Consider the following 13677-nt stretch of genomic DNA (forward strand, 5'->3'; position numbering starts at 1 on the left):
CGGATGGCACCTCGGCGCAACGCTGGTCGCGGCGGCACCGATACGTCAGTGGACGGGCTGAGCCGCGCGGTGGCTAGGCGCCGACTGCGAGCACGGCCCACTCGTCGTCGGTGAGGAGTCGCGAGCGGATGATGAACCGCACGCCCTCAGGCGCCTCGACGCTGAACCCGGCGCCGCGGCCGGGCACGACGTCGATCGTCAGGTGGGTGTGCTTCCAGTACTCGAACTGGGCGCGGCTCATCCACACAGGCACGCGGAACCCGCCCGGCCCGGGCTCGCCGGAGCCGTCGCCGGCGTCCGCGACGACGACCAGGTCGCCGAGGTGCACGTCGGCGTCGCCGAGCAGGAAGTCGCCCTGCGGGTAGCACATGGGCGACGACCCGTCGCAGCACCCGCCGGACTGGTGGAACATGAGCTCGCCGTGGACCGTCCGCAGCCGCGCGAGCAGTGCGGCGGCGTCGTCGGTGAGGTCGACCCGCGCGGGCGGCGCGCCCACCGGAGCGGGCGAGGGGACGTCGTCGGGCACGGAGGACCTCCATATATCGGGCCGACCAGGCGATCCTGGCGCCGCGAGCAGGTGGTCCTGGTCCGTCCGGACGGCCGGACGAGCCAAGACCACCTGCTCGGCGGGCCGGGGGGAGGCGAGCCCGGGTCGGCGGGGCGGGGGCGGGCAGGGCTGAGTCGGGTTGGGTTGGGTTGGCCTAGAAGAAGCCCAGCTTCTGGGCGGAGTAGGAGACGAGGAGGTTCTTCGTCTGCTGGTAGTGGTCGAGCATCATCTTGTGGTTCTCGCGCCCGACGCCGGAGCCCTTGTAGCCGCCGAACGCCGCCGCGGCGGGGTAGGCGTGGTAGCAGTTGGTCCACACGCGCCCGGCCTCGATGGTGCGGCCCGCGCGGTAGGCGGTGTTCCCCGACCGCGACCAGACGCCGGCGCCGAGGCCGTAGAGGGTGTCGTTGGCGATGGTCATGGCGTCGTCGAAGTCGGAGAAGTCGGTGACGGCGACGACGGGGCCGAAGATCTCCTCCTGGAAGATCCGCATCGAGTTCTTGCCCTCGAAGATCGTGGGCGTCACGTAGTACCCGCCCGCGAGGTCGCCGCCGAGCTCGGCGCGCGTCCCGCCCGTCAGCACCTTCGCGCCCTCGGCCTTGCCGATCTCGATGTACGACAGGATCTTCTCGAGCTGGTCGTTGGACGCCTGGGCGCCGATCATCGTCTCGGTGTCGAGCGGGTCGCCCTGCTTGACTGCCTGGGTCCGGGCCACCGCGTCACCGAGGAACGAGTCGTAGATCGACGACTGGATGAGCGCGCGCGACGGGCAGGTGCACACCTCGCCCTGGTTGAGGGCGAACATCGTGAACCCCTCGAGCGCCTTGTCGTAGAAGTCGTCGCGCGCGTCCGCGACGTCGGAGAAGAAGATGTTCGGCGACTTGCCGCCGAGCTCGAGCGTGACCGGGATGATGTTCTGGCTCGCGTACTGCATGATCAGCCGGCCGGTCGTCGTCTCGCCCGTGAACGCGATCTTGCGGATGCGGGGGCTGGACGCGAGCGGCTTGCCCGCCTCGACGCCGAACCCGTTGACGACGTTCACGACGCCCGGGGGCAGCAGGTCCCCGATGATGTCCATGAGGAACAGGATCGACGCGGGCGTCTGCTCGGCCGGCTTGAGCACGACGCAGTTGCCCGCCGCGAGCGCCGGGGCGAGCTTCCACACGGCCATGAGGATGGGGAAGTTCCACGGGATGATCTGCCCGACGACGCCGAGCGGCTCGTGGAAGTGGTACGCGATGGTGTCCTCGTCGATCTCGGAGATCGAGCCCTCCTGCGCGCGGATCGCGCCCGCGAAGTAGCGGAAGTGGTCGATCGCGAGCGGGATGTCGGCGGCGAGCGTCTCGCGGACGGGCTTGCCGTTCTCCCACGTCTCCGCGACGGCGATCCGCTCGAGGTTCTCCTCCATGCGGTCGGCGATCTTGTTGAGGATGTTGGCGCGCTCGGTCGCGCTGGTGCGGCCCCACGACCGGGCGGCGCCGTGCGCGGCGTCGAGCGCCCGCTCGACGTCGTCGGCGTTGCCGCGCGCGACCTCGGTGAAGGTCCGGCCCGTGACGGGGCTCGGGTTCTCGAAGTACTGCCCGCTCGACGGCGCGACGTACTCGCCGCCGATCCAGTGGTCGTACCGGGCCTTGTACTCGGCGATCGCCCCGTCCGTGCCGGGGGCTGCGTAGACCGTCATCGTCTGCCTCCTCGTCGCGCCGACTCGCAGCGCTCGATCTCGCCGCGCTGCCGGGTGGGTCGGGCGGGGAGTGCCCGACGGCGGTGCACGGCTCGGCGCCTCGTCGCGCCGTGGGACGACGCTAGGCGGGCGAGCGTTGCAAGACCGTTGCAACGGTGACGGTCAGGCGAGCTCGTCGTCGAGCAGGTCGAGGTGTGCGCGGGCACGGACCCAGAGCGGGCTGCCGTGGTCGGCGAGCGCCTGGAGGCGGGTCCACGCGGCGTGGTCCTCGGCGCCGTCGTCGGTGCGGGTCCAGGCGTCGAGGACGCCGGTGTCGCGGGCCGCGAGGACGGCGGCACGGACCTCGGCCGCGAGCTCGGCGCGCAGGTGCTCGATGGCGGGCGCGCCCGAGCGCGGCAGGACGGGAGCGCGGTAGGCGCCGACCGCGCCCCGGACGTCACCGGCGGCGAGACGGTCCCGGACGACGTCGGCGTCGGTGCGCAGCGGGCGAGCGAGCCGGTAGGGGCGGGACCCGGCGAGGATTGGCCCGGCGACGCGCCGCAGGCGCGAGACCTCGGCGCGGACGGTGACGTCGGAGAGGTGGCCGGGGTGCAGGAGCACCGCGAGCTCGTCCGCGGACAGGCCCCGCGGGTGCACGGCGAGGAGCGCGAGGATCTCGGCGTGCCGCAGCGACAGGCGGTGCTCCAGGCCGTCGGGCGCCCGCAGCACGGGCGACGTCCCGAGCACGACCAGCTCGGGCACGCCGTCGCGCGGCGGGTCGGGCACCGCGCCCGCCACACCCGCCCCCGGACCGGTCGCCGCCCGCTCGGCGAGCTCGCGCTCCAGGCTCAGCACCGTGGCGCGCACGAGCGAGAGCACGACGCCCGACGCCGCCGACTGCCGTCCGGTGACGTCGAGGACGCCGAGAACACGCCCGGTCCCGGGCTCGTGGATGGGGACGGCGGTGCAGCTGAACGCCTGCACGGGTCGGGAGAAGTGCTCCGCGCCGAGGACCTGCACCGCGCTGCGCGCCGCGAGCGCGGTGCCCGGCGCGTTCGTCCCGACGCGCTCCTCACGCCACACCGAGCCCTCGACGAAGCCCACGCGCTCGACGGCGTCCCGCAGCGAGCGGCTGCCCTCGACCCACAGGAGACGACCCGCGTCGTCGGACACGGCGACGGCCAGGCCGTCGTCCGCGGCGGCGTCGACGACGAGCTCGCGCACGACAGGCATGACGGCGGCCAGCGGGTGGGCGTCGCGGTAGGCGACGAGGTCGTCGTGGGCGAGCGCGGACTCCGATCGCGGGCCCTCCGGGTCGACGCCGCTGTGCACGGACCGGCGCCACGAGTCGGCGACGACCGGGTGGACGCCGGGCGGGAGCACGCCGTCGGTGAGGAAGGACCGGTAGGCCGCGCGCACCGAGCGGGCGTCGCGGCGCGCGTCGGAGCGGCGCGGGTGCGCGTCCGAGCGCAGCGGCGGTGCGAGAGTGCGCGGCACGGGACCTCCGACGTCGTCGTGCGGTGCTGGGCCCAGTGTAGGGCGAGCGGCACGGGGCGCTACCGCGGCCCGTGGCGGGCGCCGTCGGTCTCCTCGCCCGGTGCGCCCGAGGTCCCGGGAGCGGCCCCGGTCGCGACGTGGGTGGCCCCGCGCCGCAGCTCCGCGAGGACGACGCGCGTCGCCGCGGTGGGCGAGGCGCCGCGGCGCACCGCGGCGTAGACCGGTCGCGTCCGGGGTGCGCGCAGCGGGCGGGTGACGACGTCGTAGCGCGGGTCGACGGCGAGGCCCGGCAGCAGCGCGACGGACAGGCCAGCCTCCACGTGCGCGAGCAGCAGCTCGTAGCTCGGCAGCCGTGCGACGACGTGCGGCTCGAACCCGGCGTCGCGGCACGCGCTCTCGACGAGGGTCGACAGGTACCGGCCGGGCAGGTCGGCCGCCCACCGCGCGTCGGCGAGGGCGGCGAGGTCCACCGGCCCCTCCCCCGCCGCCAGCCACGCCGCGGAAGCCGCCGAGGCACCCGCAGGCGCGACGAGGACGACCGGGTCCTCGAGCAGCGGGACGGTCGCGACGTCGGGCCCGGCGAGCCGTGCGCCGTCGAGCAGGTCAGCGGTCACCGCGACGTCGACGTCCGCGCGTCGGAGCGCGGGGCCGCTCTCGCGGGGGTCGAGCTCGACGACCTCGACCTCGACCTGCGGGTGCTCGACCGCGAGGCGGGCCGCGAGCGGGATGACGAGGGCACGGACGGCGCTCGAGAACGCGGCGACCCGGACGACCCCGGCCGGTCGCGCGTCCGGGTGGGCGAGCTCCGCCTCCGCGAGCGCCATCTGGTCGAGGATGACGCGCGCGTGCCGAGCGAGGGTGCGACCCGCAGGCGTCAGGTGCACGCGCCGCCCGGTCCGCTCGACGAGGCGCGCCCCGGTCTCGGCCTCGAGCGCCGCGAGCTGCGCGGACACCGCGGACGGGCTCAGGTGCAGGGACGCCGCGACGGCGCGGACGGTGCCGAGGCTCTCGAGCCGGGCGAGGATCTGCAGCCGGGCGGCGTGGAGCACGTGGTCCTCCGGTGTCGTGCGTGCAAGGCGCTCTGTGCGGCTTCTCCGCACAGACTGTACGAGAACTCGTGCTGTACGCGCACAGAGTGGCGTCCCTACCCTCGGAGGATGGCCGTCGTCCCGTCCTCCGCCCTCGCCCCGTCGACCTCGGCAGACCCGCCCGCCGCTCCGTCCACGGTCACGTCCACGGTGACGTCCGACGCGGCGACGTTCTGGGCCGACGCCGACCGGCACCTCGTGCGGTACGGCGGGCCGTTCACGCCGGAGATCGTCGAGAGCGCGGCGGGCAGCTTCGTCACGACGGCCGACGGACGGCGGGTCCTCGACTTCACGTCGGGGCAGATGAGCGCGATCCTCGGGCACAGCCACCCGGCGATCGTCGAGACGGTCCGGAACCAGATCGGCACGCTCGACCACCTGTTCTCCGGGATGCTCTCGCGCCCGGTCGTCGACCTCGCGCGCCGCCTCGCGGGCACCCTGCCCGACCCGCTCGAGAAGGTCCTCCTCCTCACGACGGGGGCCGAGTCGAACGAGGCCGCGATCCGGATGGCGAAGCTCGTCACGGGCCGGCACGAGGTCGTGTCGCTCGCCGGGTCGTGGCACGGCATGACGCACGCGGCGGCCGCGGCGACGTACAGCGCGGGACGTCGCGGCTACGGCCCGACGGCGCCGGGCAACCTCGTCATCCCGGTCCCCAACGCGTACCGCCCCGACCACCTCACGCCCGACGGCGCGCACGACTGGCGCCGCCAGCTCGACCTCGCGTTCGACCTCGTCGACGTGCAGTCGACGGGGAGCCTCGCGGCGTGCATCGTGGAGCCGATCCTCAGCTCGGGCGGGATCGTCGAGCTGCCGCCCGGCTACCTCGCGGCGCTGCGCGACAAGTGCCACGAGCGCGGGATGCTCCTCATCCTCGACGAGGCGCAGACCGCGCTGTGCCGGACGGGCTCCTGGTACGCGTTCGAGGGGCGCGACGGCGAGGAACCCGTGGTGCCCGACATCCTCACGATCTCCAAGACGCTCGGCGCCGGCCTGCCCCTCGCCGCCGTCATCACGAGCGCCGAGATCGAGGAGCGCGCCCACGAGCGCGGCTTCCTGTTCTTCACGACGCACGTCTCGGACCCGCTCGTCGCGGCGGTCGGCAACACCGTGCTCGACGTGCTCGAGGCCGAGCAGATGGACGCCCGGGTGCGCGTGCTCGGCGACCGGCTGCGCGCCGGGCTGCTCGACCTCCAGGACCGCCACGCCACGATCGGCGACGTGCGCGGACGGGGTCTGCTCCAGGGCATCGAGCTCGTGCTCGACCGCGAGACGAAGGACGGCGCCGACGCCCTCGGCGCCCTGGTCACCCGGCGGGCGCTCGACCTCGGGCTCCACATGAACGTCGTGCAGCTCCGGGGCATGGGTGGCGTGTTCCGCATCGCACCCCCGCTCACGGTGAGCGAGGAGGAGCTCGACCTCGGTCTCGACCTCCTCGACCGCGCGCTCGGCGAGGCGGAGCGCGAGCTCCTGGGCTGAACCTCCTCCGAGTCGCCGAGCCACCGAGCCACCGGGTCACCAGGTCACCCCGGTGCGTCGTGCGGGCGCCGCGCTCCGACGGCGACCACGCCGTCGTGCACCACGACCGCCTCGCCCAGCTCCGGGACGGCGAGCGACGCGCGGACGCCGTCGACCACGCGATCGTCGTCGCCAGGCGTCTCGTAGACGAGCCAGAGCGCCCCGCCCGGGACGAGCAGCGCCGCGAGCGCGCCCGCCTCGGCGCGCGCGGACCGTGTCCAGAAGACGTTGACGTTCACGGCGAAGGCGACGTCGAACGGTCCGCCGAGCGTGTCGGCGAGGCCCGGGTCCGCGACGTCGCCCTGCCGCACGACGAGCCGGCCGTCGTCGACCGCGGCGCGGTTGCGCGCCGTCGTGCGGGCGACGGCCGTCGCGGACCGGTCGACCGCGACGTACCGCACGCCGGGGTGCCACGCGAGGACCAGCTCGGCCGCCGCGCCGGGGCCGGGCCCGATCTCGAGCACGGCCGCGTCGCCGCGCAGGTCGAGCAGCGCGACGGCACGCTGGACCCGCTCCGGGACAGCACCCACCACGCCGTCAGTCTGGACCGCCGGGCGTGCAGCGGCGAACGGCGAGCACGACAGGGGACCCCGGCGTACCGTCTGAGGCATGGCCGGTGCCGGGGCCGTCGTCCTCGCCTACGCCGCCGCCACCGCCCTCGGGTCGTGGACGGCGGTCCGCCACGACCTGCACTCCGAGCCGTTCGGTCGTGACCCCGTCCCGCTGCCCGCCGCCCGCACCGTCGCGCTCGGGCTGGGAGGCGGCACCGCGATCCCCGTGGCCGTGACCGCGCTCGTGGCCCTCGCCGCACCTCGCGCGGGCCGTGCGCGCGGCTGGGCGCGCACGTGCGTCGCGCTCGGCGCGACCTCCCTCGCGGGGACGCTCGTCGAGCCTGCGGCGTGGGGCCGCAGGGCGCCGGGCGCGGACGTCGGGGCGGCCACCGTGCTCAACCTCGGGGCGTCCGTCCTCCTGCTACGACACGGCCTGCGGCACCTGGCGTAACACCGTCTCAGCATGCGCGACGGGGCTTCCGTGATGCGGACACCGGACCTAGCCTGACGCTCGGACGGACCACCACCTCGGACACCCCAGCTCCCGCCGCACGGAGGACACCATGCCCGCACCGCTCGACACCGCCGAGAAGATCACCCAGTACGCCCACCCCGACCGCCTCGTGAGCACGGACTGGCTCGCCCAGCACCTCGGTCAGGCGGGCATCGTCGTCGTCGAGTCGGACGAGGACGTGCTGCTCTACGAGACGGGCCACATCCCCGGTGCGGTGAAGATCGACTGGCACACCGACCTCAACGACCCCGACACGCGCGACTACATCGACGGCAAGGGCTTCGCCCAGCTCCTCGGCAGCAAGGGCATCGGCCGCGACACGACGATCGTGGTCTACGGCGACAAGAACAACTGGTGGGCCGCGTACGCCGCGTGGGTCTTCACGCTGTTCGGCCACGAGGACGTGCGCCTGCTCGACGGCGGCCGCGGCAAGTGGATCGCGGAGGGCCGCGAGGTCACGACCGACGTCCCCGCGCCGGAGGCCGTCGAGTACCCGGTCGTCGAGCGCGACGACGTGACGATCCGCGCGTTCAAGGAGGACGTCCTCGCGCACATCGGCAACGGGCCGCTCGTCGACATCCGTTCCCCGCAGGAGTACACGGGCGAGCGCCTGCACATCCCGGACTACCCGGAGGAGGGCGTGCTGCGCGGCGGTCACATCCCGACGGCGCGCAACGTCCCGTGGGCGACGGCGGTCGCCGAGGACGGCACGTACAAGTCGCGCGAGCAGCTCGAGGCGATCTACCAGGAGGGCGGCCTCGGCCTCGCGACGGACGACGAGGTCGTCACGTACTGCCGCATCGGCGAGCGGTCGAGCCACACCTGGTTCGCGCTGACCTACCTGCTGGGCTTCGACAAGGTCCGCAACTACGACGGCTCGTGGACCGAGTGGGGCAACGCGGTGCGCGTCCCGATCGTCAAGGGCGAGGAGGCCGGCGAGGCCCCCGCGTCGCTCAACTGACGCACCGCTCGCACCACACGCCCGACGGCGCGCGGCCGGCCCTCGTGGGCCCGCCGCGCGTCGTCGGCGACTGCCGCGGGCATACGTCGCGCGCGCCGGGCGTTCCGCACGGTGGGACCGGGTCCCGGCCGCACGCCCCCGATGCAAGGATCGACACCATGAGCCCCCCCTCCGACGCCTCGTCGAACCTGCCCGCGACGCTCGCGGAGATCCGCGAGGACTTCCTCGCGCTGCCGGAGCGCGAGCGCCTCCAGCTCCTGCTCGAGTTCGCGAACGAGCTGCCCGACCTCCCGGAGCGCTACGCGAGCGCGCCCGGGATGCTGGAGCGCATCGAGGAGTGCCAGTCCCCCGTGCGCGCGTTCGCCGAGGTGGACGGCGACGGCGTCGTGCACTTCTTCGCGACCGCGCCCGCCGAGGCACCGACGACGCGTGGGTTCGCCTCGATCCTCGCGCAGGGCCTCTCCGGCCTGACCGCGCAGGAGGTGCTGGACGTCCCGGACGACTTCCCCATGTCGATCGGCCTGACGCGCGCCGTGAGCCCGCTGCGCATCGGCGGCATGAACGGGATGCTCACGCGCGCCAAGCGGCAGGTGCGCGAGCAGGTCGCGGCACGCTCCTGACCCGGCCGTCGCGCACGGTCCGGCGCGTCAGTCGCGGAGCGCGAGGCGCCGCGCGAGGACCGCGCAGACGACGAGCTGGAGCTGGTGGAACACGATCACCGGGACGGCGACGACGCCCGCGACCGCGACGGGGAACAGCACGCTCGCCATCGGGAGCCCGGTCGCGAGCGACTTCTTGGACCCGCACATGAGGAGCGCGACCCGGTCCTCGGTCGAGAGCCGCAGGGCGGCCCCGCCCCACCACGTGAGCGCAAGCATCGCGGCGAGGACGAGCGCGCTGACGACGAGCAGCGCGACGATCGACCAGCCGGACACGCTCGACCACACCCCCGCCGAGGACGCGGCCGCGACGGCGCCGAACACGACGACGAGGATCGTGCCGCGGTCGACGCCGAGCGTGAGCCAGCGCCGTGCGCGGACCCAGTCGCCGACCCACGGCTGCAGGAGCTGCCCGACGACGAACGGCAGCAGGAGCTGGAGCAGCACCGTGCGCAGGCCGCCCAGACCGCCCGTGGGGCCGTCGGCTCCCCCGGCCGCACCTCCCGGGCCGCCCATGAGCCACAGCACGAGGAGCGGCGTGATCACCATGCCCGCGACGTTCGAGACGGTCGCGCCGCAGATCGCGCCCGCGACGTTGCCGCGCGCGACGGACGTGAACGCCACCGACGACTGCACGGTCGACGGCAGCAGGGACAGGTAGAGCACGCCTGCGGCCAGCGGCGCCCCGACGAGCGGCTCGATCGCCCACGCCGTGACGAGCCCGAGCACCGGGAAGGCGACGTACGTCGCCGCGAGGATCCCGCCCTGCAGGCGCCAGTTCCGCAGCCCGGCCCACACCTCGCGCGTGGACAGCCGCATGCCGTAGACGAGGAAGAGGACCGTGACCGCGACGTCCGCGACGGCGTCGACCACGCGCTGCGCGCCCGGCCCCACCGGCACGACGAGCCCGAGCACGAGCACGACGAGCAGCGTGACGACGAACGGGTCGACCCACCGGCTCAGGACTGCGCGCACGGGGACCGAGCCTAGCCCGGCTCAGAACAGGGTGTAGCCGCCGTCGACGGTGACGACCGCGCCGGTCATGAAGCTCGACGCCGCACTCGCGAGGAACACGACGGGCGGGCCGATCTCCTCGGGCTCGGCCCAGCGCCGCATCGCGGCGGGTGCGACGCAGTCGTCGTAGTACTCGGGCTGGTCGACGGGCGACGCCTCGGTGCGCACGTACCCGGGCGCGACGGCGTTGACCCGGATGCCGTGCGGCGCCCACTCGGCGGCGAGGCCCTTGGTGAGCTGGTGCACCGCCGCCTTGGAGGCGAGGTACGCGGGCTGCCAGCGCGGCCGGTTGACGATCGACGCCGACATCGACCCGACGTTGACGATCGTCCCCGGACGGCCCGCCGCGACCAGGGCGCGGGCCACCGCCCGCGAGCAGTACCAGACGCCGTCGAGGTTCGTCGCGAGCGTGCGGTGCCACACGTCGTCGTCGATCTCGAGCGCGGCTCCCCCGATCGAGATCCCCGCGTTGTTCACGAGGAGGTCGACCGTCCCGAGGTCCGCGGCCGTGTGCGCGACGACGTCGTCCACCTGGGCACGGTCCGTCACGTCGAGCGCGTACCCGCGGGCGTCGAGGCCCGCCCCGCGCAGCGCGTCGGCCGCCTCCTCGGCGGCCGACGCGGTGGTCGCCGTGAGCGCGACCCGCGCCCCGGCCTCGCCGAGCGCGCGGGCCACGGCCCGCCCGATCCCCCGGCTCCCGCCGGTGAGCAGCGCCGTGCGGCCGGCGAGCGAGAACGAGTCGAGGACGGTCACGCGGGACAGTCGACCACGCGGTGCGTCAGAAGTCGAAGAGGTCCTCGAGCCACGACTCCTTCTTCTTCCGCTTGCGGTAGCGGGGGTCGTAGCCGTCGCGCCCGTCGTAGCGGCGGTCCCGGTCGTCGCGGTAGCGGTCGTCCCGGTACCGGTCGTCGCCGTACTGGCCGCCCTGGTAGCGGTCACGGTCGTCGTAGCGCCGGTCGTCGTACGCCGCGCCGCGCCCCGGGGTCCCGTAGTCGGCGGCGGCAGCCGGCGGGTAGGACGTCGGCGCGGGGGCCGGAGCCGCAGGGGCCGGAGCAGCGGGGGCGGCGGGGGCCGTCGCGGCCGGCCCCGCAGCCTCGGCGGCGATCTCGCTCTCCACCGAGCGGTCGATGATCTTGTCGAGCTCGCCGCGGTCGAGCCACACGCCGCGGCACGTCGGGCAGTAGTCGATCTCCACGCCCTTGCGCTCGGTCATGACCAGGACCGTCTGGTCGGTGGGGCACAGCATGTCTGCCTCCTCGCGAGATGGGCCGGGCGCGGTCCGCGCCCGCACAGGTACTGCGCAGTCCAACGCGGCTCCGGCGCGCAGGGTTCCCGTTCCCGTTCCCGGGCCGCCGGGTCAGCCGGTGCGGCGCTCGCCCGCGAGCCGGTCGCGCAGCTCGTCGGCGAGGTGCACCTCGTCGTCGAGGGCGGCGAGCGCGTCCGCGACGCGCGGGAGGAAGTCGGCCCCGGCCCGGAACCACTCGGCCCCCTCGAGGAACCGTTCCGCGGCGGCGGCGTCGTGCAGAGCGAGCGCGAGGTCGGCTCGGAGCACCAGGGCGCGGAACCTCACACGCTCGGAGACGCTGCGCGTCCGCACCCCCTCGGCGGCGAACGCCCGGTCCAGCACCTGGGCCGCTCCGCCGGGGTCCCCCGCCGCCCGGAGGATGCGCGCGTGCTCGACGGCCCGCCCCAGGTCCGGGGGTTCCTCGGCGCCGCGGCGTGGCAGCCCGGGCACGAAGGCCCCACCAGCCACGCCGCACCTCCCGCCTCCCGCCGACAGCCCGACCACACTAACCCTGGTCGTTCGGCCCGGCACGGCGGGAGGCGGGTGCGGAGAGCGTCAGCGCTGCACGCGCGCGCTGCCGCCCGAGGCGAGCTTGCGGACCTCGGCGAGCGACGCCGTCGACGTGTCGCCCGGCGTCGTCATCGCCAGCGCGCCGTGCGCGGCCCCGTACTCGACCGCCTCGTGGATCGAGCCGAGCTCCAGGAGCCCGTACGCGAGGCCCGACGCGAACGAGTCCCCGCCGCCCACGCGGTCGAGGATCTCCAGCCCGGGGCGGTGCGTCGCCTCGGCGAAGCCCTGCACGCGCGACCAGGCGATCGCGCCCCAGTCGTTGACGGTCGCGGTCTTCACTCCGCGCAGCGTCGTCGCGATGACCTGGAAGTTGGGGTACTCCTCGGCGGCCCGCGCGATCATCGCGCGGAAGGCCCCGGTGTCGAGGTCAGTGAGGTTCTCGTCGACGCCCTCCACCTCGAAGCCGAGCGAGGCGGTGAAGTCCTCCTCGTTGCCGATCATCACGTCGACGTAGCGGGCGAGGCGACGGTTGACCTCCTGCGCGCGCTCGACGCCACCGATGCCCTTCCACAGCGAGGGGCGGTAGTTGAGGTCGTAGGACACGATCGTACCGTGGCGGCGCGCCGCGGCCATGGCCGCCTCCGCGACGTCGGCGGACGACTCCGACAGCGCGGCGAAGATGCCCCCGGTGTGGAACCAGCGGACACCGCGACCGAACACGTCGTCCCAGTCGACGTCCTCCGGGCGGAGCTGGGCGATCGCGGTGTTGCCGCGGTCGGAGACGCCGACCGCGCCGCGCACGCCGAACCCGCGCTCGGTGAAGTTGAGCCCGTTGCGCACGGTGCGTCCGATGCCGTCGTACTCGCGCCACTGCACCCAGCGCGTGTCGAGCCCGCCGGTGAGCATGAGGTCCTCGACGAGTCGGCCGACCTCGTTGTCCGCGAGCGCGGTGACGACCGCGCCGCGCAGCCCGAAGGCGCGGCGCAGCCCGCGCGCGACGTTGTACTCCCCGCCGCCCTCCCAGGCGTCGAAGCTGCGGGCGGTCTTGATGCGGCGCTCGCCCGGGTCGAGTCGCAGCATGACCTCGCCCAGGGCGACGACGTCGTAGGCGCACTCGTCGGCGGGCCGGAGGGCGAGCGGGGGCTGGTTCACGGTGGTGCCGGTCACGGGTCAGGCTCCTTCGGCGGGGTTCGGGACGGACGCGGCGAGCTCGACGGCCTCGCGCGTGCGGCGGGCGATCTCGGCGGTGTCGCCGGCGCGCACGAGCGCGGCGTCGACCATCCACGAGCCGCCCGCGGCGAGCACCGACGGCAGCGCGAGGTAGTCGAGCAGGTTGGCGGCGCTCACGCCGCCGGTCGGCACGAACCGCAGGCCGGGGAACGGGGCGGAGAACGCCTTGACGGCCGCGGGGCCGCCGACGACGTTCGCGGGGAAGAGCTTGACGGCGTCGAGGCCGAGGTCGAGCGCGGCGATGACGTCCGACGGCGTCGCGACCCCGGGCAGGATCGGCACCCCGACCTCCTGCGCGCGGCGCACCACGGCGGCCGACAGCCCCGGCGAGACGAGGAACCGCGCCCCGGCCTCGACGGCCTCGTCCACCTGGGCCGCGTTGACGACGGTCCCCGCGCCGACGAGCACGTCCGGCACCTCGCGCGCGATCGCCTCGATCGCGGCGCGCGCACCCGCGGTGCGGAAGGTGACCTCCGCGACGGGCAGGCCGCCGTCGCGCAGCGCGGTCGCGACGAGCACGCCCTGCTCGGCGTCGTCGACGACGACGACCGGCACGACGCGCGCGCGTGCGATCGCCTCCAGGGGTCCGTGGGATGACATCCTCACTCCGTTTCGCTATGGTGAACGCCTGTTGTTCACTACGGAA

The 13677-nt window shown here is 74.6% G+C and carries 15 protein-coding genes; 4 read left to right on the forward strand and 11 right to left on the reverse strand.

Annotation, left to right across the window (positions count from 1 at the left end):
- Nucleotides 1-73: 73 nt before the first annotated feature.
- The 4 genes from FIC82_RS15595 to FIC82_RS15610 all read right to left on the reverse strand — a co-directional run bounded on the left by FIC82_RS15595 (nt 74) and on the right by FIC82_RS15610 (nt 4750).
- A complete protein-coding gene (locus FIC82_RS15595; protein ID WP_168731969.1) occupies nt 74-526 on the reverse strand; it encodes a DUF779 domain-containing protein in 453 nt (150 codons plus the stop codon).
- Nucleotides 527-701: 175 nt separating this feature from the next.
- On the reverse strand, nt 702-2225 hold the full coding sequence (gene adh, locus FIC82_RS15600) for an aldehyde dehydrogenase (RefSeq protein ID WP_154799115.1): 1524 nt from the start codon (nt 2223-2225) through the stop codon (nt 702-704).
- Nucleotides 2226-2387: 162 nt separating this feature from the next.
- Nucleotides 2388-3701, reverse strand: a complete 1314-nt coding sequence (locus tag FIC82_RS15605) for a transcriptional regulator (RefSeq protein ID WP_253691218.1) — start codon at nt 3699-3701, stop codon at nt 2388-2390.
- A gap of 59 nt (nt 3702-3760) precedes the next feature.
- The gene (locus FIC82_RS15610) at nt 3761-4750 is read right to left on the reverse strand and encodes a LysR family transcriptional regulator (protein WP_168731970.1); all 990 of its coding nucleotides are present in this window, start codon (nt 4748-4750) and stop codon (nt 3761-3763) included.
- A gap of 108 nt (nt 4751-4858) precedes the next feature.
- Here FIC82_RS15610 and FIC82_RS15615 point away from each other — a divergent pair, with 108 nt between their 5' ends.
- The gene (locus FIC82_RS15615) at nt 4859-6268 is read left to right on the forward strand and encodes an aspartate aminotransferase family protein (protein ID WP_154799116.1); all 1410 of its coding nucleotides are present in this window, start codon (nt 4859-4861) and stop codon (nt 6266-6268) included.
- A 44-nt stretch (nt 6269-6312) separates the two neighbouring features.
- Here the strand turns inward: FIC82_RS15615 and FIC82_RS15620 are convergent, their stop codons facing one another.
- Nucleotides 6313-6840 (reverse strand): SAM-dependent methyltransferase, encoded by a 528-nt coding sequence (locus tag FIC82_RS15620; RefSeq protein ID WP_168731971.1) that lies wholly within the window; start codon nt 6838-6840, stop codon nt 6313-6315.
- A gap of 76 nt (nt 6841-6916) precedes the next feature.
- On the opposite strand from FIC82_RS15620, the gene FIC82_RS15625 reads away from it, so the two are divergent.
- From FIC82_RS15625 to FIC82_RS15635, 3 genes are all read left to right on the forward strand, one after another.
- Nucleotides 6917-7309, forward strand: a complete 393-nt coding sequence (locus FIC82_RS15625) for a hypothetical protein (protein WP_154799118.1) — start codon at nt 6917-6919, stop codon at nt 7307-7309.
- Nucleotides 7310-7421: 112 nt separating this feature from the next.
- Nucleotides 7422-8333 carry a sulfurtransferase gene (locus tag FIC82_RS15630; RefSeq protein ID WP_154799119.1) on the forward strand — a complete coding sequence of 304 codons (912 nt, stop codon included), beginning with the start codon at nt 7422-7424 and terminating at the stop codon, nt 8331-8333.
- 158 nt (nt 8334-8491) lie between these two features.
- Complete coding sequence (locus FIC82_RS15635) at nt 8492-8953, forward strand: SufE family protein (RefSeq protein ID WP_154799120.1); 462 nt, start codon at nt 8492-8494, stop codon at nt 8951-8953.
- A gap of 27 nt (nt 8954-8980) precedes the next feature.
- Here the strand turns inward: FIC82_RS15635 and FIC82_RS15640 are convergent, their stop codons facing one another.
- From FIC82_RS15640 to eda, 6 genes are all read right to left on the reverse strand, one after another.
- Entirely contained in the window at nt 8981-9967 is a 987-nt protein-coding gene (locus FIC82_RS15640) for a bile acid:sodium symporter family protein (RefSeq protein WP_168731972.1), read from the reverse strand.
- Between the two features lie 21 nt (nt 9968-9988).
- Nucleotides 9989-10759, reverse strand: a complete 771-nt coding sequence (locus tag FIC82_RS15645; RefSeq protein ID WP_168731973.1) for an SDR family NAD(P)-dependent oxidoreductase — start codon at nt 10757-10759, stop codon at nt 9989-9991.
- A gap of 25 nt (nt 10760-10784) precedes the next feature.
- The gene (locus tag FIC82_RS15650; protein WP_154799121.1) at nt 10785-11252 is read right to left on the reverse strand and encodes a TFIIB-type zinc ribbon-containing protein; all 468 of its coding nucleotides are present in this window, start codon (nt 11250-11252) and stop codon (nt 10785-10787) included.
- Between the two features lie 111 nt (nt 11253-11363).
- Complete coding sequence (locus FIC82_RS15655; protein ID WP_154799122.1) at nt 11364-11759, reverse strand: hypothetical protein; 396 nt, start codon at nt 11757-11759, stop codon at nt 11364-11366.
- 87 nt (nt 11760-11846) lie between these two features.
- Complete coding sequence (locus tag FIC82_RS15660; protein WP_168731974.1) at nt 11847-12968, reverse strand: sugar kinase; 1122 nt, start codon at nt 12966-12968, stop codon at nt 11847-11849.
- Nucleotides 12969-12971: 3 nt separating this feature from the next.
- Nucleotides 12972-13631, reverse strand: a complete 660-nt coding sequence (gene eda, locus FIC82_RS15665; RefSeq protein ID WP_154799123.1) for a bifunctional 4-hydroxy-2-oxoglutarate aldolase/2-dehydro-3-deoxy-phosphogluconate aldolase — start codon at nt 13629-13631, stop codon at nt 12972-12974.
- Nucleotides 13632-13677 lie beyond the last annotated feature (46 nt).

The sequence above is a fragment of the Cellulosimicrobium protaetiae genome, assembly GCF_009708005.2.
Taxonomy (GTDB): Bacteria; Actinomycetota; Actinomycetes; order Actinomycetales; family Cellulomonadaceae; genus Cellulosimicrobium; species Cellulosimicrobium protaetiae.

Excerpts from the sequence above, each read along its gene's own strand:
- adh (WP_154799115.1), bottom strand. The coding sequence starts at position 2,225 with ATGACGGTCTACGCAGCCCCCGGCACGGACGGGGCGATCGCCGAGTAC.
- FIC82_RS15615 (WP_154799116.1), top strand. The coding sequence starts at position 4,859 with ATGGCCGTCGTCCCGTCCTCCGCCCTCGCCCCGTCGACCTCGGCAGAC.
- FIC82_RS15625 (WP_154799118.1), top strand. The coding sequence starts at position 6,917 with ATGGCCGGTGCCGGGGCCGTCGTCCTCGCCTACGCCGCCGCCACCGCC.
- FIC82_RS15630 (WP_154799119.1), top strand. The coding sequence starts at position 7,422 with ATGCCCGCACCGCTCGACACCGCCGAGAAGATCACCCAGTACGCCCAC.
- FIC82_RS15635 (WP_154799120.1), top strand. The coding sequence starts at position 8,492 with ATGAGCCCCCCCTCCGACGCCTCGTCGAACCTGCCCGCGACGCTCGCG.
- FIC82_RS15650 (WP_154799121.1), bottom strand. The coding sequence starts at position 11,252 with ATGCTGTGCCCCACCGACCAGACGGTCCTGGTCATGACCGAGCGCAAG.
- eda (WP_154799123.1), bottom strand. The coding sequence starts at position 13,631 with ATGTCATCCCACGGACCCCTGGAGGCGATCGCACGCGCGCGCGTCGTG.